Raw genomic sequence first — 18,696 nt, 5'->3', positions numbered from 1 at the left:
GCTAGCGGGCGCCGCGCAGTTCCTTCAGCCGGGCCACGTCCGCCGCGTGCCCCTCCTTGCCGCCGGGGGTCTCGATGATCAGCGGTACGCCCTCGGTCGCCGGATGCGCGAACAGCTCCCGGAAGGGCTCCGCCCCGATGTGACCGGCGCCGATGTTCTCGTGCCGGTCCTTGTGGGCGCCCACCACGTCCTTGGAGTCATTGGCGTGGATCAGCTTCAGCCGCCCCTCGCCGACGGTCTCCACCAGCAGATCGAGCGTCTGCCGCATCCCCGCCGGGCCGGCCAGATCGTGCCCGGCGGCGTAGATGTGGCAGGTGTCCAGGCAGACGCCCAGCTTCGGGTGGGAATCCAGCGCCTCGAAGTACGGCCCGAAGTCCCAGGTCCGCGAGCAGAGCGAGAAGCCCTGGCCGGCCGTCGACTCCAGCAGCAGATCCGGATCGTCGTCGTGGGTCAGCTCGTCCAGCAGCGGGCGCAGGTGCTCCCGCACCTGGGCCAGCGCCTCGGCACGCGGCCGCCCGCCGGTCGCCGAACCGGTGTGCACCACCACGCCCAGCGCCCCGATCTCCCGGGCCCGCCGCAGCGAGTGGCGCAGGGACTCCACCGACTTCTCGACCGTCGCCTCGGTGTGCGAGCCGAAGTTGATCAGATAGGGGGCGTGGACGTACGCCGGGATCGAGGCCGCCGCGCACGCGGCGCGGAACAGCTCGTCCTGCGCCGGATTCCCGACGGGCGTCGCCCAGCCGCGCGGGTTGGCCACGAAGACCTGCACGGTCTCCGCCGCCAGCTCACGGGCGTACTCCAGGCCGACCTTGGCGAGCCCGCCGGCCACCGGGACATGTCCGCCGACCGGATTGCGCGGTGCGTCCATCTGGTTGCTAGAACCCCTTGGTCTTGATCGTGATCGTGGACCCCTCGGGGGCCTGCTCGCCGCCGTCCACCGACTGGCTCGCGATCGTGTCGCTGAAGGAGAGGAACGGCCGCTCGACCTCCACCTCGAAGCCCGCCTCCTCCAGGGTGCTCCGCGCCTCGTCGACGTCCCGGCCGGTGACGTCCGGGACGTCCAGCATCCGGGGGCCCTTGGAGATGGTCAGCTGGACCGTGTCGCCCTCGGCGGCCTCGGCGCCCTCGGCGGGGGACTGCTCGGTGACATCGCCCTCGACCTCGGCGGAGTGCACCCGGCCGGGCAGCACCTCGGCCTTCAGCCCTTCGGCCTCCAGCTCGGCGGTGGCGTCCTCGACCGAGAGACCGCTGACGTCCGGGACCTCCACGGGGGCGCCCTTGCTGACGACGAGCGCCACGGCCGTGTCCGGGTTGCGGTCCGTGCCCGCGCGCGGATCCGTGCGGATCACCTCGCCGCGGGCCACGCCCTCGCTGAACTCCTTGGTCACCATCCCGGGGGCCAGGCCCACCTTCTTCAGGGCGCGCCGGGCGTCCGCGAGCGAGCTGCCCACCACATCGGGCACCCGCACGATCTCCGGGCCCCGCGAGACGACGAGCTTCACCGCGCCGTTGCCCCGGATCCGCTCGCCCGAGGCCGGCTCGCTGCTCACGACCGAGCCGCGCTCGACGGTGTCGCTGAAGACCCGGTCCACGCCCTTGAGCCCGAGCCCCTCGTCGGAGAGCCGCTGCTCGGCGGTCTTCTGGGTCTGGCCGAGCAGCGAGGGGACCTGGGTGAACTGGCCGGAGTTGATGTACCAGACGCCCGTGCCGATGCCGAGCGTCAGCAGTACGGCGGTGAGGATCGTGATCAGCTTGCGGTGCGGCCCGCCGAACGGGCCGCTCCGGGCGGTCCCGCGCCGGGGGGCGGCGGGGCCCGCGGGCGGCATCTCCAGCCGGCTGGTGCGGTGCACTCCGGCCCCGTCGCCGTCCGCCGGGAGGGCCCGCGGGATCACGCTCGTACGGTCGTCCGCGCCGTCGTGCGTCCCCGACAGCGCCTGCGGCGGTACGGCGTCCAGCTCGGCGTCGGTCAGCGCGGCGCGCGCCTCACGGGTCTCGGCCAGCAGCAGCACCGCGTCGTGCGGGCGCACCTCGGGATTGCGGGCGGTCGCGCTCGCCACCAGGCTGTCCAGCGCGACCGGGAGCCCCGGCACGACGGCGGACGGGGCCGGGACGTCGGAGTTGAGGTGCTGGTAGATGACCTGGGCGGCGTTCTCGCCGGTGTGCGGCTTGGCGCCGGTCAGCATCTCGTACAGCACGACCCCGCAGGCGTACACGTCGCTGCGGGTGTCGGCGGAGCCGTGCTCGATCTGCTCGGGGGCGAGATACGACACCGTGCCCAGCAGCGAGCCGGTCGTGTCGGTGGCGGTGCCGACCGCCCTGACCAGGCCGAAGTCGGCGACCTTCACCCGGCCGTCGTCCCCTATCAGGACGTTCTCGGGCTTCATGTCACGGTGCACGAACCCGGCCCGGTGCGCGGCGCCGAGCGCGGCGAGGACCGGCTCCAGGATGTCGAGGGCCGCCCGGGGCTGCAGGGCTCCGCGCTCGCGCAGCACATCGCGCAGGGTGCAGCCCGCCACGTACTCCATCGCGAGATAGACGTACGCACCCTGGGCGCCCTGGTCGAAGACCGCGACGACATTGGGGTGCGCCAGGCGCGCCACCGACTTGGCCTCACGGATGAAGCGCTCGACGAACGAGACGTCGGTGGCGAGCGCCGGGTGCATCACCTTGAGGGCGAGCACCCGGTCCAGGCGGGTGTCCACGGCCCGGTAGACCGTGGCCATCCCGCCGACGGCGATGCGCGCCTCAATGCGATACCGGCCGTCGAGCAGCTGCCCGACAAGAGGGTCCTGGAGGGTCGTGTCCACCCCGAGAGTCTACGAGCCGCCACCGACACCCCGGACGGGCCGGGGCACTCCCGGGTCCGTTCTGCAGCCGATCCGTGACAGGGACAATTCAAGCCCCTCCTCAAGCCTCTCCGGCGATTGAGGAGCGGGGGCCCGGGGGCAGCGCCCCCGGACACGTACCGACGGCTCAGAACGCCGGCCGCTCCGGATCCAGCACCGCCCGCCCGTCCACCGGCGACGACGCCTCGGCGAAGCGGCGGCGCGGAATCCGCCCCGCCCGGTACGCGAGCCGCCCGCCCTCCACCGCATGACGCATCGCACCCGCCATCAGCTCCGGCTCCTGGGCCCGGGTCACCGCCGAGGCCAGCATCACGGCCGCGCACCCCAGCTCCATCGCCTGCGCCGCGTCCGAGGCCGTCCCGGCGCCCGCGTCGAGGATCACCGGCACCCCGGCACGCTCGACGATCAGCTCGAAGTTGTGCGGGTTGCGGATGCCGAGTCCGGAGCCGATGGGGGAGCCGAGCGGCATGATCGCCGCGCAGCCCACGTCCTCCAGCTTCCGGGCCAGCACCGGATCGTCGTTGGTGTACGGCAGCACGACGAACCCGTCGTCGACCAGGGTCTCCGCCGCGTCCAGCAGCTCGACGGTGTCCGGCAGCAGGGTCCGCTCGTCCGCGATCACCTCCAGCTTGACCCAGTCGGTGCCGAGCGCCTCCCGGGCCAGCCGGGCGGTCAGCACCGCCTCACCGGCGGTGAAGCAGCCCGCGGTGTTCGGCAGCACCTGGATGGAGAGCCGCTCCAGCACCGAGAGCACCGAACCCTGCACCGTCGGGTCCAGCCGGCGCATCGCCACGGTGGTCAGTTCGGTGCCGGAGGCGATCAGCGAGCGCTCCAGCACCTCCAGGCTCGGGGCGCCGCCGGTGCCCATGATCAGCCGGGAGCCGAAGGCGGCGGGCCCCAGGGAGAAGACGTCGTCCGACATGGTCAGCCTCCCTGCACGGCGGTCAGGATCTCGACGCGGTCGCCCTCGCCGAGCGGCGTGGCGGCCCACCGGCCGCGCGGGACGACGCTCTCGTTGACGGCGACGGCGACCCCGGAGCGGGCCGGGGTCACCGTGGCGACGAGGGCGTCCAGGGCGGTCCCGGCCACCACGGCACGGGCTTCCCCGTTCACCGAGACGGACACGGTGGCGGTCGCGGTGGCCTCCGGTGCGGCTGCTCGCGGTACGGCGACGGCATCCGGGACGGCGGGCTGCTGGGTCATACGGGCTGCTCCTGGAGTACGGGGGCGGCGGGGGCGGTCGCCGCGAAACGGCCGGGGGCGAAGGGGCGCGCCGGCTCGGGCAGCTCGCCGGTGGTCAGGGCGTCGGCCATCGCGTCCCCGGTGACCGGGGTCAGCAGGACGCCGTTGCGGTGGTGGCCGGTGGCGAGCAGCAGACCGGGCAGGGCGGTCGGGCCGAGCAGCGGGGCGTTGTCGGGCGAGGCGGGGCGCAGACCGGCCAGGGTCTCGGTGAGCGGCAGCTCGGTGATGCCGGGCACCAGTTCATGGGCGTCGCGCAGCAGCTCGTACACCCCGCCGGCGGTCACCGTGGTGTCCCAGCCCAGCTCCTCGCTGGTGGCGCCGACGACCAGCTCGCCGTTCTCGCGCGGTACGAGGTAGAGGTGGCCGCCGCGGACCACGGCGCGCACGGTGCGGCTGAGGAAGGGGGCGTACGCCGGTGGCACGGTGAGCCGCAGGACCTGGCCCTTGACCGGGCGGACCGGCGGCACGAACTCCGGCGGAAGCCCCGCGAGCCGGCCGCTGAGGCTGCCCGCGGCGAGCACGACCTGATCGGCCGCGAACACCGTACCGTCGCCGAGCAGCGCCCCGGCCGCCCGGCCCCCGGCGACGGTGAGCCGCTCGGCGGTCGTCCGGCGGAACGCGACCCCGGCCCGCTCGCCCGCGGTCAGCAGCGCCGCGGCGAGGCGGCGCGGATCCACCTGGTGGTCGCCGTCCACCCGCAGGCCGCCCCGCACGCCCGGGGCCAGCATCGGCTCCAGACGGCGGCACTCACGGCCGCTCAGCCAGGTCGATTCCAGCCCCGAACGCTCCTGGAGGGCGTGCAGTTCGCGCAGATGCGCGCGGTCGTCGGAGTCCAGCGCGACGGCGAGCGTGCCGCAGGTGCGGAAGCCGGTGTCCCGGCCGCTCGCCTCCTCCAGCTCGGCCACGAACGCCGGATAGCGGGCGGCGGAGGCGAGGTTGAGCCCGAGCAGCATCTGCTCGCCGTAGTGCAGTTCGGTGACGGCGGCCAGCATGCCCGCCGCGACCTGTGCGGCGCCGCCGCCCGGTGCGGGGTCCGCCACCGTGACGCGCAGCCCCCGCTGGGCGGCCCGCCACGCGGTGACCAGACCGATGATGCCGCCCCCGATGACGAGGACGTCGGATCCGGCGGTTCTCCGTGAGGCTCCTGAGGTGTTCCCCGAGGCGCACATGGGTGTCCAACCCCTCCCTTCGCCGGCATGACCCGGAGCAGGTTCGTACGGTCGGAGGCCGTCCAGCCTCCCTCTCAGCCCGGTGCGTCCGGGCTCCCGTGAGTGTTCTACCTTGGCCACCATAAACCCCGCCGTCCACCGCCCAGTCAGGGAGCAGCCACCATGGCCCGTTCGCTCGACGGACTCGTCCTCGCGCCCGTCGCCGACCAGGCCCCGGGCCAGGTCGGCACCCGCACCCGCTTCACGTACCACGAGCAAGGCGGCCGGATCTGGGCCGAGTACACGGGCGGCGACGTCGTCCGCGGCCATCTCGTCGGCACCCGGGACGGGGACGCGCTGGACTTCCGCTACGTCCAGCTCAAGCAGGACGGAACGACCTCGTCCGGACACTGCCTCTCCACCGTCGTCGACCTCGCGGACGGCCGGGTGCGGCTGGAGGAGCGGTGGCGGTGGGAGTCCCAGGAGGGCAGCGGGACCAGCGTGGTGGAGGAAGTGCCCTCCTGACGGCCGTCGTTCCGGCATTCCGCCGACCGCCTTCCTGACGATGCGTCAGGTGATTAAGGTGGGCAGGTGAGCGAGCAGCAGACGCAGAAGAGTCCGGACCGGAACGTCGTGGTCGTCGGAGCGGGCATGGCGGGCGTGCAGAGCGCCGTGGCCCTGCGCGAGGCGGGCTTCGCCGGGCCCGTCACCCTGATCGGCGCCGAGCCCCACCAGCCCTACGACCGCCCGCCGCTCTCCAAGGCCGTCCTGCTCGGCAAGGCCGAGCACTCCGCCTTCGACGTCGACTTCGAGGCGCTGGACATCACCCTGCGCCTCGGCCTGGACGTCACCGCCCTGCGCGCCGCCGACCATGTGCTGGACACCGCCGAGGGCCCCGTCCGCTATGACTCCCTCATCCTCGCGACCGGCGCGGAGCCCATCACCCTGCCCGGCGCCGAGGGCGTGCCCGGCGTCCATCTGCTGCGCACCCTCGACGACGCCGCCCGGCTGCGGCCCGTCCTGGACCGGCAGCACGACGTGGTCGTCGTCGGGGCGGGCTGGATCGGCGCGGAGTTCGCCACCGCCGCCCGGGCCGCCGGCTGCGCGGTCACCGTCGTCGAGGCCGCCGCCCGCCCGCTCGCGGGCACCCTGCCCGCCGAGGTGGCCGCCCCGATGGCCGACTGGTACGCCGACAGCGGTGCCGAACTCCTCACCGGAGCCCGGGTCGACCGCGTCGAGGAAGGAGCCGTCGTCCTCACCGACGGCCGCACCCTGCCCGCCGGAGCCGTGGTCGTCGGCATCGGCGCCCGCCCCGCCACCGGCTGGCTGGCCGGCTCCGGGGTCGAGCTCGGCCCGGACGGCTCGGTCACCGCCGACAGCGCGCTGCGCACCTCGCTGCCCGATGTGTACGCGGTCGGCGACTGCGCCTCCTTTCCCTCCGCCCGCTACGGAACACGCCTGCTGGTCCACCACTGGGACAACGCCCTCCAGGGTCCGCGCACCGCGGCCGCCGCGATCCTGGCGGCGCGGAGCGGCGAACCGGTCCCGGTCTACGACCCCGTCCCGTACTTCTGGTCCGAGCAGTTCGGCCGCTTCGTGCAGTACGCCGGCCACCACGCGGACGCCGACACCCTGCTGTGGCGCGGCGACGGGTCGGACGCGGCCTGGTCGGTGTGCTGGCTGCGCGAGGGGGCGCTCGTCGCCGTGCTCGCCGTGGGCCGCCCGCGGGACCTCGCCCAGGGCCGCAGGCTCATCGAGTCGGGGGCCGTCCTCGACCCGGAGAAGGTGGCCGACCCGGCCGTACCGCTGAAGTCCGCCGTCCTCTGAGCGCTCCGGGGCCGCCGCGGACACCCCCGTACGGTCGGCCCGGCTACCGGCTGTCAGTCCGGGATGGCACGCTTGTCCTTGTGACCGAGATTGACGCAAAGACCGATGCTCTCGTCCCCGCCTGGCTCCACCTTCCCGACATCGCGGAAATGCTCGATGTCCAGGTGACGCGCGTACGGCAGCTGGTCAAGGAGGGCCAGCTCATCGCCGTACGCCGTGGTGAGAACCGGACGCTCCAGGTGCCGGCCGCCTTCATCGACGGCGACCGGGTGGTCAAGGGCCTCTCCGGCACCCTGACCCTCCTGAAGGACGACGGCTATTCCGACGAAGAGATGCTGGAGTGGCTCTTCACTCCCGACCCGACCCTGCCCGGCACCCCCGCCCAGGCGCTGAGCGAGAATCGCGGTACGGAGGTGAAGCGCCGGGCCCAGGCGCTCGCCGTCTGACCGATACGACAGAGAGCGGAGCACGGGCCGCCCGGTGCGGCCCGTGCCCCGTCACGACCACGGGGGAGCTCCACCATGTCCACGCCTCGCGAGCAGCTGTCCGACGCCCGGCTCTATCTGTGCACGGACGCCCGTAAGCGCCAGGGCGACCTCCCCGCCTTCCTGGACGCGGTGCTCGCCGCCGGGGTCGACATCGTCCAGCTCCGGGACAAGGGCATGGAGGCCGCCGAGGAGCTGGAACACCTCGCCGTGTTCGCCGACGCCTGCCGCCGGCACGGCAAGCTCCTCGCGGTGAACGACCGCGCGGACGTCGCCCACGCCATCGGCGCCGACGTCCTGCACCTCGGACAGGACGACCTGCCGGTCCCCGCCGCCCGCGCGATCATCGGCGCCGACCGGCTGATCGGCCGCTCCACGCACGCCGAGGCCGAGGTCGACGCGGCCGTCGCCCAGGACGGCGTGGACTATTTCTGCACCGGCCCCTGCTGGCCCACCCCCACCAAGCCCGGCCGCCACGCCCCCGGCCTCGGCCTGGTGCGCCACGCGGCCTCCCTCGACCAGCCGCGCCCCTGGTTCGCGATCGGCGGGATCGACGCGGGCAATCTGGACCAGGTGCTGGACGCCGGGGCCCGCCGGGTCGTCGTCGTCCGGGCGATCACCGAGGCCGACGATCCGGCCGCCGCCACCGCCGACCTGGCCCGACGCATCCGGGCGCACGCGCTCTGACCTTCCGGGCCGTCCGGCCCACGTGTTCCGGCTCACGCGAACGGGGGATATCTCGGGCTCCTGTCCGAGGGATGGACAAGAGACCGACAAATCGGCGCAAAGTTTGCTGCTCTGGTTGGGTGAGTGTCCACCCCCTGGTTAACCTCCCCTTATGGCCCTTGGCACACCTTCCACCAGGACGGATCACGCCCGCACGGTGCGTGATCTGCTGGCGACCGGCAAAACGTCGTACTCCTTCGAGTTCTGGGCGCCCAAGACGGAAAAAGGTGAGCGGAACCTCTGGAACGCGCTGCGCCGCGTCGAGGCGGTCCGCCCGAGCTTCGTCTCCGTGACGTACGGAGCCGGCGGCTCCACCCGCGCCGGGACGGTCAAAGCCACCCAGGAGATCGCGGCGGACTCCACACTCACCCCCGTCGCCCACCTCACCGCGGTCGACCACTCGATCGCCGAACTGCGCAACATGGTCGGGCAGTACGCCGACGCGGGCATCAGGAACATCCTCGCGGTCCGCGGTGACCCGCCGGGCGACCCGATGGGCCCGTGGGTGGAGCACCCGCAGGGCGTGAAGTACGCCGCCGACCTCGTCCGGCTCATCAAGGAATCGGGCGACTTCTGCGTCGGCGTCGCGGCATTTCCTGAAATGCACCCCCGGTCGACCGACTGGGAGACGGACATCGGCCATTTCGTGGACAAGTGCCGGGCCGGCGCGGATTATGCGATCACGCAGATGTTCTTCCGCCCGGAGGACTATCTGCGGATGCGTGACCGCGTGGTCGCTGCGGGTTGCGAAACGCCGGTGATCCCCGAGGTCATGCCCCTTACCAGCGTGAAGCAATTGGAAAAGTTCTCCCAGCTCAGCAACGCGACCGTGCCCGCGTCGTTGAAAGAGCGCATCCTCGCGGCCAAGGACGATCCGGCCGCTGTACGCTCCATTGGCATCGAGTTCGCGACGGAGTTCTGCGCGAAGCTGCTGTCCGAGGGTGTGCCCGGACTGCACTTCATCACGCTCAACAACTCGACGGCTACGCTCGAAATCTACGAGAAACTCGGACTGCACAAGCAGTCGTGACCGGTCGTACCCGCCCCCGAAGCGGCGACGGCCGAAGGAGGGGGCGGGCGTGGGCTGGACGGTCCTCTACATCGCATTCGGTCTGGTGGCCCTGTGGCTGCTCGGCGAGGTGCTGCTGCAGTACAAGGCACGGCTGCGCTGGCGGCTCCTCGCCTTCGCCGGCTTCCTCGGCGTGGTGGTCGGGGTGCTGCTGGCCTCCGTCCCGGTCATCGTCGTCGGCACGATCGCCTTCGCCACCGGCCAGACCTTTGTGACGCTGTCCTTCCGGCGCGGCTTCTCCACCGGCTGGGCCATAGGCGGCAGCCCGGGGGAGAGCCGGCGTCGCAAGGGCGGCGGCGAGGGCGTCGCGGTGAAGGAACCCACGCTGGAGGTCTCGGACCTGGAGGTCGCCGGCCCCGGGTACGACCAGGCCCCGCCCGCGCCTTCCGTGCCGCCCACGCCGTCCGTCTACGAGACGCAGCCGATGCCCGACGACACCGGCCAGTACGGCGTGTACGGGGACACCGGCTACGACACGAACGGCAACGCCCACCAGGACCAGGGCCACGGGGCCGACCCCTCGGCGCAGCCGCAGTACGCCGCGTACGACCCGTACACCGGCTACGAGCAGCAGCCCGCCCAGGACCCCTACGCCGGGACGTACGACTACGGCACCGGCCAGCAGAGCTACGCCGCCTACTCCGACCCGTACATCGGCACCACCAACGGTGCCCCCTCCTACGGCGGTTACGACGCCTACGGCAACGGCAACGGCAACGGCTACGACAGCCAGGGCGGTCAGCAGAGTTACGCCGACCCCTACGCCCAGAGCTACGGCGCGGAGACGTACGGCACCGACACCCCGCCCGGCGGTGTCTGGGTCCCGCAGCAGCGCGACGCCGAGCAGTACCCCCCGATGGAGCCGGAGCAGCCCGCCGGGCCCGCCTCGTACGGCAACGGCTACGACACCGGCCAGAACGAGCAGTACCGCTACTGAGCCCCCGGCTGCCAGGGCGCGGCCCCGGCAGCCGGGCGTCCTCAGCGCGAGCCGCGGAAGTCGTCGCCCTCCACGACGAGTCCGGCCACCAGCGTCCCCGACATCCCGGCGTGCGCGAGTCCGCCGCCGGGGTGCGACCAGCCGCCCGCGCGATACAGCCCCGGCAGCCGGGTGGGATTGCCCGGGTGCAGATACGCGCCGCCCGCCCCGGCCAGCGCGGGCGGCGGCACCGCACCGCCCTCGGCCCCCGTCTCCGCCTCGGTCTCCGCCGGTGTGCGGATCTCCGTGTGCAGGATCCGCTCCCGCAGCCCGGGCACGGCCGCCGCCGCCCGCTCCACCAGGACGTCGGCGAACCGCTGCCGCACCGCCGCGTCCCGCCAGTCGACCGGACCCTGCGGGGCCACCGTCGCGGTGAGCGTCACCGCCTCGTGCTCCGCGTCCGGCCGGGTCGCCGGATCGTCGGGGCGCAGCACCGTCACCGTGGGGTGCCCGGCGACCCGGCCCCCGAACACCGCCTCCTGCTCCGCCGCACCCTGGGCGCTGTGCACCACGGTCCGGTGCACCGCGTCGGCCTCCCGGGCCCCGCGCACCGACAGCAGCACCGTGAACCGGCCCGCCGCGCCCGCGCCGGAGCCCGCCCGGACCGGCACATCGCCCGCGCCCACCGCCTGCTGACCCGGCACCAGATCCGGGCGCGGCCGGACCCCGAGCACCACCCGGTCCGCCTCGGCCACCGCACCGCCCGCCAGCTCCACGCCCGCCGCCCGGCCGTCCTTCTCCACGACCCGGACCACCTCGGCCCCGAAGACGAACTCCACCCGGCGGGCCACGCACCGCTCGTACACCGCCCGCGCCAGCTCCCGCATCCCGCCCCGCACGTACCAGCTGCCGAAGGTCTGCTCCATGTACGGCAGCAGCGCGGCGCTCGCGGGGGCGGAGCGCGGGTCGAGGCCGTGGGACAGCGCGTACCCGTCGAGCAGGGCGGCGAGCCGGTCGTCCGCCAGCTCCCACGCGCCGATCTCCGCGACCGTGCCCGCCTGCCGGGCCCCGCGCAGCAGACGCCGCTGCCGCACCGCCGGATACGGATCGCGCCCCAGCACCTGGTGGTCCGCCCGCAGGGGCTCCTCCAGAAGCGGTCGCCGCGACCGGTCCCAGGTGTCCCGGGCCCGGTCCATGAAGGCGCTCCAGCGCGCCCCGGCGCCCGCGCCGAGCGCCCCGTCCAGGGCGGCGGCGACCCCGGCCCGGGAGGCGTTGGGCAGCGACACCGCCGTGCCGTCCGCGAAGAGATGACGGCTCGCCGGATCGACCTGGGTCAGCGTCACGCACTGCTCCAGCGACTCCTTGCCGGTCTTCACGAAGAGATCGCGCTGGACGGCGGGGAGGTGCAGCAGCCCGGGCCCGGTGTCGAAGACGAAGCCCTCGTGCTCGAAGCGGCCCACCGAGCCGCCGTAGCTCGCGGACCGCTCGTACACCGTCACCCGGTTGCCCGCCACGGCGAGCCGGGCGGCCGCCGCCATCGCGCCCGTCCCGGCGCCGATCACCGCAATTCGTGCCATGCCGGTGACTTTATCGACCGGCGCCGACAGCTCAGCCAGGAGGCCAGGGACCGCCCGTCCCGGCCAGCCGTTTCTCCTCGCGGCGCTGGGCCCGGCGGCGCAGGAAGCGTCGGATCCGCGAGGCGAGGAAGACCACTATGACGATGCCCAGCACCAGCAGCACGGCCGCGATGATGGCGGCCGCCACCGGATTGAATATGGCGAACGTGACGACCCCGGCGACCCCGAGGTCCTCCGCGATGCTCATCCCGACGTTGCTGAAGGGCTCCGGAGAGGTGTTGACGGCCATCCGCGTGCCCGCCTTGACCAGATGGCTCATCAGCGCCGTGGAACCGCCGATCGCACCGGCCGCCAGCTCCGGCAGCGAGCCGCTCTCCCCGGCCAGCAGCGCGGCGATCACCGCCCCGGCCACCGGCCGGATCACGGTGTGCGCCGTGTCCCAGACCGAGTCCACGTACGGGATCTTGTCCGCCACCGCCTCGCAGAGGAACAGCACACCGGCCACGATCAGGACGTCGGTGCGTTGCAGCGCCGCGGGCACCTCGTCGGACACGCCGGTGGCGCCGAACAGGCCGAGCAGCAGGACCACCGCATACGCGTTGATCCCGCTCGCCCAGCCGCTTGTGAACACCAGGGGGATTACGGACACGCAGGCGATCGTAACGACCTCGCGCCGGACCCGGGTGGGGTTCGGCGCGGACCCCTGAGTACCCGTACTCAGGAACACAGATGAGTAGCTGCGCGGATAGGCCCCCACCTGCGCGGACGGCAGAGTGAGGGGCACGGAAGGGGCGCTGCGCCAGGACCGCCGGCACGGGGCGGCGGAACGGCGCGGTTCCCCCGACGCAACGGGGGTGCACGACGGAGGCCCGGGGACCACGGGGGACATGCGGGGTCACGGGGAACGGGTTTCCGACAAGCACGGAAGACGCCGGTCCGATGACGTTCGCGGGGGATGCGAACCTCAACGGCCGGCGTCTTCGGCTTTCCCGGTGGCTCACCGGACGTGCGGCCTCAGTGCCCGCTGACCCGCCCGTGCAGCAGCAGCGACAGCGCCGAGTGGACCTCGTCGATCGAGCGCTCCGGCTGGAACGCCTGCCAGTCCAGCGCCGCCACCAGCACCATCCCGACCAGCGCGGCGGCCGTCAGCGGGATGTCGATCTCCTCGCTCAGCTCACCGCTGCGCACCGCCTCGCGCAGCACGTCCTCGACGACCGCGACGGCCTCCTGACGCACCACCAGCAGGGTGGACTGCCAGGCGCGGTTGGTACGCCAGAGCTCGGCCACGTACAGCTGGGTGAAGGCCGGGTAGCGGTCGATGAAGGCGAGCCCGGCCCGGATCATCGCGTCCAGCGCCTCGACCCGGGTGCCGCCGCGCTCCGCGGACTCCTCGGCGGCGGCCCGCAGCGAGGCGGTGAGCAGCCCCACACCGTGCCGGAGCAGCTCCTCGAACAGTTCGGTCTTGCTCTTGAAGTTGTAATAGACCGTGCCCTTGGCGACCCCGGCCCGCTCGGCGATCTCGTCGACGGTGGTCGCCGAGAAGCCCTTCTCGGCGATGAGCGTCACCGCCGCCTCGTAGAGCTTCTGCCGGGTGGCCTGGCGGCGCGTGGTGCCACTGCTTTCCATGAGCCCGATTCTTCCAGGCCCCGGCGGACCCACCGGCCCGGCACCCGGCGCGCTCACAGGCTCAGCTCCGGGTGCAGCCGACTCAGGCTCCACACCTGCTTGCGGCGGGCGGTGAACGCGGTCAGGGCGAGCGCTCCGACCGTGAAGGCCGCCAGCACCGCGCAGCCCAGCCACACCGGGGTGAGCGGCCCGCCGGTGATCAGCCTGCGCAGCCCCTCGACGACGTACGTCATCGGGAGGTACGGGTGGATCGCGCCGAAGAAGCCGGGGCTGGTCTGGACGGGGTACGTACCCCCGGCCGAGGTCAGCTGGAGCATCAGCACCACCAGCACCAGGATCCGCCCGGCCGCGCCGAAGCAGGCGTTCAGCCACTGCACGATCGCGGCGAAGCAGCAGGTCACCAGGGCCAGGAAGCCGATCGTTCCGGCGGCGTGGGCCATCTGGAGGCCGAGGCCCCAGTGCAGGACGGCCATCAGGGCGCCGACCTGGGCCGTGCCGATGGCGGCGACCGGGAGCCAGCCGGCGAACGCGATCCGCCAGGAGGAGGCCCCGGCGGCGAGGGCCCGCCGGTTCATCGGCTGGATCAGCATGTACGCCACCATCGCGCCGACCCAGAGGGACAGCGGGATGAAGTACGGGGCGAAGCCGGTGCCGTAGTTGGGCGCGGCGTGCAGCGACTTGGAGGCCAGCTGGACGGGGTCGGCCATGACGTCGGTCCGCGCGTCGCGGTCCTTCTTGTCGTAGTCCGGGATCCTGTCCACGCCGTCGTTGAGGCCCTGGGCCAGTTCGGCCGAACCATCGCCGAGCCGGAACAGCCCGCCGTCCAGGTTCTCCGCACCGGTCTTGAGCTTGCCGACGCCGGTGTCCAGGTCGCTGGAGCCGGTCTGCGCGCCGCCGAGCCCGGTGTGCAGCGCCTGCGCGCCCTTGGCGACCTTGTGGGCGCCGGTGTTGAGCTCGTTGACCTTGGCCACGGCCGACGCCAGGTCGTCGTCCAGCGTCGGTGCGCGCTTCGCGAGGTCCTCGGCCTGCTTCTGGAAGGTGGTCAGCTGGGTGCTCAGCTTCTTCAGGTCGCCGTTCTGGTTGGTGACCAGGGTGTTCACATCGGCGGCGATCTTCGCGACGTCGACGGCCGTGACCTTGGCGCGCTCCAGCGGCGGGCAGACCGTGGCGTCGGGCTCCTCGGCCTCCTCGCACCGGGAGCGGTGGATCTCGGTCAGCTCGTCGGCCGCCTTCTTGGCCCCGGCGGCGGCGGTCGGCGCGTTCTTCACGAGCAGGTCGAGGTTGTGGCGTACGGCCGCGGAGGTGTCGGCGACCAGGCGTGCCGTGTCGCGGATGGACTTCCCGTTGTCCTGGAAGAAGGGCCGTACGTCGGTGGCGATGCCGTTGACCTTGTCGGCCAGGACCTGGGTGCCTCCGGCGACCTGGGCGGAGCCCGTGGCGAGGTCGCGCGAGCCCTTGTTCAGCCTGACGATCCCGTCGGAGAGCTTCTTGCTGCCCTCCTTGGAGTCCTTGAGGCCGTCCGCGAGGTCCTTGGAACCCTTCTTCGCCTTCGAGATGCCGCCCTTGAGGTCGTCGGCGCCCTTGGCCGCCTCGGCGGTCTTGTCGTGGAGATCGGAGAAGTTGATGAAGATGCGGTCCAGGAAGGACCGGGAGGCGTTGGTGGAGGCGGCGTTGCGCACCTCGCCGAAGACCGTCTTGGAGATCTGCCCGACGATGTAGTTGTTGGCGTCGTTCGTCCGCACCTGGAGCGCGCCGGTCTCGGGGGAGTCACCGCCGCTGGAGGCGATCTTCTCGCTGAAGTCGGACGGCATCGTCAGCGAGAGGTAGTACGTGCCCTCCTCGACGCCCTTCTCGGCCTCGGCGGCGCTCACCTCGTGCCAGGCGAAGACCTTGGAGTCGAGCAGCTTCTCGCTGATCTCGTCCCCGGCCGTGACGCGCTTGCCGCCGCTGCCGGCCCCCTTGTCGTCGTTGACCAGCGCGACGGGCAGCTTGTCGAGCTTTCCGTACGGGTCCCAGAACGAGCACAGGTACAGGGCGCCGTAGAGCAGCGGCAGGAGCAGCAGGGCCACCAGCGCGGCGGCCGGCAGCTTCCCCCTGCCGAACCGCTTCAGCTCAAGCGCGGCCAGCTTCGGCGATCGCATCGGCCGTCTCCTCGTCGGTGGGTTCCTGGGTGGCGGTTTCCTCGGCGGCGGACTCCCCGGCGGACTCCCCGGCGGACTCCTCCGCGGCGGGCGCGGTGCGCACGACCTGGGTGTTCTCCGGGGCCTCGCTGCACACGGCGAGCACGGTCGTCCCGGCGTCGGCCACGGAGCGCAGCAGCGCCCAGGCCCGGTCGCGCTCGGCGTCCGAGAGCTTGAGGTCGGTGTCGTCGACGGCCAGCAGCCGCGGCTTGCCGATCAGCGCCAGGGCGACGGACAGCCGCAGCGCCTCCAGCCGCTCCAGATCGCGTACGGAGGTGCGCCCGGACTTGGGCAGCGTGGCGGGGTCGAGGCCCGCGGCCTCCAGGGCCTCGTCGACCCGGGCCTCGGCCGCGGCCCGGCGCTCGGCGCGCGGGCGCAGGAGGGTGCGCAGGGAGGCGCCGTAGCGGCCCTGGAGGAGGGCGCGCTCGCCGAGGTGCTCGGCGACGGTGAAGGCGGGGTCCAGCTCGCTGACGCCCGGCACCGGGCCCAGGGCGGCGATCCCGCGGACCGCGGCGGCCTGCTTGGGCAGCCGGAGGCCGCCGGTCTCCGCATGGCCCTCGGTGGTCCGCATCCGGCCGGTCAGGGCGAGCAGCAGGCAGGTGCGGCCCGATCCCGACGGGCCCTCGATGGCCACCAGCGACCCTGGCTCGGCACTGAACGTCACGTTCCGGAAGACCCGGCCGCGCGGTCCCTCCAGTCCGAAGTCCTCGGCGCTGACAGCCGCGCCGTGCGGGCTCTCCACAGAGACCCTCCCCTAATTGAACTGACCAGTCAGTGCAAAAAGGTAGTCCGAACTCGCGCTCGAAGCAAAACGGCAGGTCGGGGCCGCATTCGGGCCGATTGTCAGTGGTGGCCGCCACCATGGACACAGACGGCCACGGAGCCGTCACACGACGACAGGAGGTTCGTCATGGCCAGCTCGTCCGCAGCCGCCGCCCCGCGGCGCCGCGCAGTCAGCCCTGCCCCCTCACTGACCGGTCCGGCCGGCGATGTCCACCCCGTGCTGCGTCGCAGCACGGCGCCGCCCGCCGCTCTCGAACTGCTCGCCAAGGCCCGCTCCGGCCTCGACGAGGCCGCCGTGCTCCACGAGCCCAACGAGCGGTACGCCACCGCCCACCTCGCCGCCCTGCGCACCGCGGCGGCCGTGCTGGCCGCCCGCGGCCGCCCCGAGACGAACAAGCGCCGCCGCGACCGCATCCGCAGCGCCTGGGAAGTCCTCCCGGAAATAGCACCGGAACTGACCGAATGGAGCGCGCTCTTCGCCTCGGGCGCCGACCGCCGGGCCCGCGCCGAGGCCGGAGTGCCCGGAGCCGCCGGCGAGCGCGACGCCGACGACCTGCTCCGCGACGCGGCCATGTTCCTGCGCCTGGTGGAACGGCTGCTGGTGCTCCAGCCGGTCCTCCCGCAACCCCGCCAGGAGCGTCCCGGCGGCGGGTGAGCTGTCCAGGGGCGCGAGGCAATAGGGTGGTGACCGCTCACATCACCACCCGCACTGTTCACGCTCCGCCGTCCCCGGCGGCACCGTGCCGAGGAGTCATCTGCCGTGTCGGACCAGCCGCGCCCCCGCGCCTCCCTCCGTACCGCCGTGGTCTGGGAGGTCCTCAAGGAGGCTCTGGACCGTCAGGTCAAGGCGACCGGCAGGGACGCCCTGGACGTCCTGGACACCGGCGGCGGCACCGGTAACTTCGCGGTGCCCGCGGCCCGGCTCGGCCACCGGGTCACCGTCGTCGACCCCAGCCCCAACGCGCTCTTCGCGCTGGAGCGCCGCGCGGCCGAGGCCGGGGTCGCCGACCGGGTCCGGGGCGTCCAGGGCGACATCCTCGGACTGTTCGACGTCGTGGAGCGCGACGGCTTCGACGCGGTGCTCTGTCACGGCGTCCTGGAGTACGTCGACGAGCCCGCCGAGGGCGTACGCAACGCGGTCGAGGCGCTGCGCCCCTCCGGCGCGCTCAGCCTGCTCGCCGCCGGCCTGGGCGGAGCCGTCCTGGCCCGCGCGCTCGCCGGTCACTTCACCGAGGCCCGGCAGGCGCTCACCGACCCGGCCGGCCGCTGGGGCGAGGGCGACCCGGTGCCCCGCAGGTTCACCGCCGATCAGCTCTCCGACCTGGTCTCCGATGCCGGACTGGAGATCGCCGCGGTGCACGGTGTCCGGGTCTTCGCCGACCTCGTGCCGGGGGTCCTGGTGGACACCGAGCCCGGCGCCCTGGAGGCGCTCCTCAAGCTGGAAGCGGCCGTCGCCGAGCAGCCCGCGTTCCATTCCGTCGCCACCCAGCTGCACGTTCTGGGCGAGAAGCGCCGCTGATCAGCAACGCAGCTGTGGACGGAGTGGGACTCAGGACCCCCGTAAGGGGCGTGCGCCCCGTATGATCGGGTGACACCATCCGGCATGGCGGATCGGTCGTCGGGGAATCTACGCCTCAGCAGCCGAGCCGACACAGCGGTCCGGACTGGCTGAACGCTAGAGGGCGGGTTTCACGGGGGCGAATCCCTGCCTATCCTGGAAGGGCCGCATACCGGTCGCCCCCGCGGCCGACGACGAGGAGGATCCCGTGCCGCTCTCGGAGCACGAGCAGCGCATGCTCGAGCAGATGGAGCGAGCGCTGTACGCCGAAGATCCCAAGTTCGCGACAGCGCTCGAGGGAAGCGGACTGCGTACGTACACCCGTAAAAGGGTCTACCAGGCGGTCGCTGGCTTCCTGGTGGGTATCGCGCTCCTCATGGCCGGAATGGTCGCCCAGCAGATCTGGATCAGCGTGGTGGGGTTCCTCGTCATGCTCGGCTGTGCCGTGCTCGCGGTCACCGGATGGCGCAAAGCGCCCAAGCCCGGTGAACAGCAGCCGGCCGCCGCGGACGGCGGGGACAGCGGCGCACGCCGCCGACCGAGACAACGCCGGTCGATGATGAACCGCATCGAACAGCGGTGGCAGCGCCGCCGCGACGAACAGGGCCAGTAACCGTCGGCCGAACGACTCGGTGCCGTTCACGCACCGGGCCGTGCCACGGCACGACGCAGGACACCGATGGGTGAGGGGCGGTCGCTTTCCGCGACCGCCC

The 18,696-nt window shown here is 73.0% G+C and carries 19 protein-coding genes and 1 riboswitch; of the genes, 9 read left to right on the top strand and 10 right to left on the bottom strand.

Features of this window, described 5'->3' with window-relative positions; genetic code table 11:
- Position 1: 1 nt before the first annotated feature.
- The 5 genes from KV381_RS08375 to thiO form a co-directional block, all read right to left on the bottom strand.
- Entirely contained in the window at positions 2-868 is an 867-nt protein-coding gene (locus KV381_RS08375) for a deoxyribonuclease IV (protein ID WP_218784997.1), read from the bottom strand.
- A 7-nt stretch (positions 869-875) separates the two neighbouring features.
- Positions 876-2,807, bottom strand: coding sequence for a Stk1 family PASTA domain-containing Ser/Thr kinase (gene pknB, locus KV381_RS08370; protein ID WP_218784996.1), 1,932 nt, complete (start codon positions 2,805-2,807; stop codon positions 876-878).
- Positions 2,808-2,973: 166 nt separating this feature from the next.
- Entirely contained in the window at positions 2,974-3,768 is a 795-nt protein-coding gene (locus KV381_RS08365) for a thiazole synthase (RefSeq protein ID WP_030622682.1), read from the bottom strand.
- Between the two features lie 2 nt (positions 3,769-3,770).
- On the bottom strand, positions 3,771-4,049 hold the full coding sequence (gene thiS, locus KV381_RS08360) for a sulfur carrier protein ThiS (protein ID WP_218784995.1): 279 nt from the start codon (positions 4,047-4,049) through the stop codon (positions 3,771-3,773).
- Positions 4,046-5,257, bottom strand: a complete 1,212-nt coding sequence (gene thiO, locus KV381_RS08355) for a glycine oxidase ThiO (RefSeq protein ID WP_218784994.1) — start codon at positions 5,255-5,257, stop codon at positions 4,046-4,048. Before thiO ends, thiS begins: the two co-directional genes overlap by 4 nt.
- Positions 5,254-5,367: riboswitch (TPP riboswitch) on the bottom strand. (Overlaps the previous gene by 4 nt.)
- 52 nt (positions 5,368-5,419) lie before the next feature.
- Between thiO and KV381_RS08350 the strand changes: the two genes are divergently transcribed.
- The 6 genes from KV381_RS08350 to KV381_RS08325 all read left to right on the top strand — a co-directional run bounded on the left by KV381_RS08350 (position 5,420) and on the right by KV381_RS08325 (position 10,280).
- The gene (locus KV381_RS08350; RefSeq protein WP_030086626.1) at positions 5,420-5,761 is read left to right on the top strand and encodes a hypothetical protein; all 342 of its coding nucleotides are present in this window, start codon (positions 5,420-5,422) and stop codon (positions 5,759-5,761) included.
- A 126-nt stretch (positions 5,762-5,887) separates the two neighbouring features.
- Positions 5,888-7,063: an NAD(P)/FAD-dependent oxidoreductase gene (locus KV381_RS08345; protein ID WP_373461199.1), complete on the top strand. Its 1,176-nt coding sequence runs from the start codon at positions 5,888-5,890 to the stop codon at positions 7,061-7,063.
- An 80-nt stretch (positions 7,064-7,143) separates the two neighbouring features.
- Positions 7,144-7,509: an Rv2175c family DNA-binding protein gene (locus KV381_RS08340; RefSeq protein ID WP_030086629.1), complete on the top strand. Its 366-nt coding sequence runs from the start codon at positions 7,144-7,146 to the stop codon at positions 7,507-7,509.
- Positions 7,510-7,584: 75 nt separating this feature from the next.
- Entirely contained in the window at positions 7,585-8,235 is a 651-nt protein-coding gene (gene thiE / locus KV381_RS08335; RefSeq protein WP_218784992.1) for a thiamine phosphate synthase, read from the top strand.
- A 151-nt stretch (positions 8,236-8,386) separates the two neighbouring features.
- A complete protein-coding gene (gene metF / locus KV381_RS08330; RefSeq protein ID WP_030622690.1) occupies positions 8,387-9,304 on the top strand; it encodes a methylenetetrahydrofolate reductase [NAD(P)H] in 918 nt (305 codons plus the stop codon).
- Between the two features lie 49 nt (positions 9,305-9,353).
- Entirely contained in the window at positions 9,354-10,280 is a 927-nt protein-coding gene (locus KV381_RS08325; protein WP_218784991.1) for a hypothetical protein, read from the top strand.
- Between the two features lie 41 nt (positions 10,281-10,321).
- Here the strand turns inward: KV381_RS08325 and KV381_RS08320 are convergent, their stop codons facing one another.
- The 5 genes from KV381_RS08320 to KV381_RS08300 form a co-directional block, all read right to left on the bottom strand.
- Positions 10,322-11,836 carry an NAD(P)/FAD-dependent oxidoreductase gene (locus KV381_RS08320; protein WP_218784990.1) on the bottom strand — a complete coding sequence of 505 codons (1,515 nt, stop codon included), beginning with the start codon at positions 11,834-11,836 and terminating at the stop codon, positions 10,322-10,324.
- A 31-nt stretch (positions 11,837-11,867) separates the two neighbouring features.
- Entirely contained in the window at positions 11,868-12,485 is a 618-nt protein-coding gene (locus tag KV381_RS08315; protein WP_030622695.1) for a DUF4126 domain-containing protein, read from the bottom strand.
- Between the two features lie 365 nt (positions 12,486-12,850).
- Positions 12,851-13,462 (bottom strand): TetR/AcrR family transcriptional regulator, encoded by a 612-nt coding sequence (locus KV381_RS08310; RefSeq protein WP_098024243.1) that lies wholly within the window; start codon positions 13,460-13,462, stop codon positions 12,851-12,853.
- 53 nt (positions 13,463-13,515) lie between these two features.
- Complete coding sequence (locus KV381_RS08305; RefSeq protein ID WP_218784989.1) at positions 13,516-15,603, bottom strand: YhgE/Pip family protein; 2,088 nt, start codon at positions 15,601-15,603, stop codon at positions 13,516-13,518.
- Positions 15,575-16,384, bottom strand: coding sequence for an ATP-binding cassette domain-containing protein (locus KV381_RS08300; protein ID WP_218784988.1), 810 nt, complete (start codon positions 16,382-16,384; stop codon positions 15,575-15,577). The genes KV381_RS08305 and KV381_RS08300 overlap by 29 nt, the downstream gene beginning before the upstream one ends.
- 168 nt (positions 16,385-16,552) lie before the next feature.
- On the opposite strand from KV381_RS08300, the gene KV381_RS08295 reads away from it, so the two are divergent.
- From KV381_RS08295 to KV381_RS08285, 3 genes are all read left to right on the top strand, one after another.
- A complete protein-coding gene (locus KV381_RS08295) occupies positions 16,553-17,080 on the top strand; it encodes an SAV_6107 family HEPN domain-containing protein (protein WP_030086645.1) in 528 nt (175 codons plus the stop codon).
- Positions 17,081-17,185: 105 nt separating this feature from the next.
- A complete protein-coding gene (locus tag KV381_RS08290) occupies positions 17,186-17,944 on the top strand; it encodes a methyltransferase (RefSeq protein WP_030622700.1) in 759 nt (252 codons plus the stop codon).
- A 247-nt stretch (positions 17,945-18,191) separates the two neighbouring features.
- Positions 18,192-18,596: a DUF3040 domain-containing protein gene (locus tag KV381_RS08285; protein WP_030086649.1), complete on the top strand. Its 405-nt coding sequence runs from the start codon at positions 18,192-18,194 to the stop codon at positions 18,594-18,596.
- Positions 18,597-18,696 lie beyond the last annotated feature (100 nt).

Origin of the sequence: Streptomyces sp. WY228 (assembly GCF_019287315.1) — a bacterium.
GTDB lineage: Bacteria > Actinomycetota > Actinomycetes > Streptomycetales > Streptomycetaceae > Streptomyces > Streptomyces caviscabies.
The sequence above is the reverse complement of the archived record's forward strand: the minus strand, read 5'-3'. Positions and strand labels throughout refer to the sequence as shown.

Bases quoted from the DNA above. Each gene is read 5' to 3' on its own strand.
- KV381_RS08375 (WP_218784997.1), bottom strand. From the start codon at position 868: ATGGACGCACCGCGCAATCCGGTCGGCGGACATGTCCCGGTGGCCGGC.
- KV381_RS08365 (WP_030622682.1), bottom strand. From the start codon at position 3,768: ATGTCGGACGACGTCTTCTCCCTGGGGCCCGCCGCCTTCGGCTCCCGG.
- thiS (WP_218784995.1), bottom strand. From the start codon at position 4,049: ATGACCCAGCAGCCCGCCGTCCCGGATGCCGTCGCCGTACCGCGAGCA.
- thiO (WP_218784994.1), bottom strand. From the start codon at position 5,257: ATGTGCGCCTCGGGGAACACCTCAGGAGCCTCACGGAGAACCGCCGGA.
- KV381_RS08350 (WP_030086626.1), top strand. From the start codon at position 5,420: ATGGCCCGTTCGCTCGACGGACTCGTCCTCGCGCCCGTCGCCGACCAG.
- KV381_RS08345 (WP_373461199.1), top strand. From the start codon at position 5,888: ATGGCGGGCGTGCAGAGCGCCGTGGCCCTGCGCGAGGCGGGCTTCGCC.
- thiE (WP_218784992.1), top strand. From the start codon at position 7,585: ATGTCCACGCCTCGCGAGCAGCTGTCCGACGCCCGGCTCTATCTGTGC.
- metF (WP_030622690.1), top strand. From the start codon at position 8,387: ATGGCCCTTGGCACACCTTCCACCAGGACGGATCACGCCCGCACGGTG.
- KV381_RS08320 (WP_218784990.1), bottom strand. From the start codon at position 11,836: ATGGCACGAATTGCGGTGATCGGCGCCGGGACGGGCGCGATGGCGGCG.
- KV381_RS08310 (WP_098024243.1), bottom strand. From the start codon at position 13,462: ATGGAAAGCAGTGGCACCACGCGCCGCCAGGCCACCCGGCAGAAGCTC.
- KV381_RS08305 (WP_218784989.1), bottom strand. From the start codon at position 15,603: ATGCGATCGCCGAAGCTGGCCGCGCTTGAGCTGAAGCGGTTCGGCAGG.
- KV381_RS08295 (WP_030086645.1), top strand. From the start codon at position 16,553: ATGGCCAGCTCGTCCGCAGCCGCCGCCCCGCGGCGCCGCGCAGTCAGC.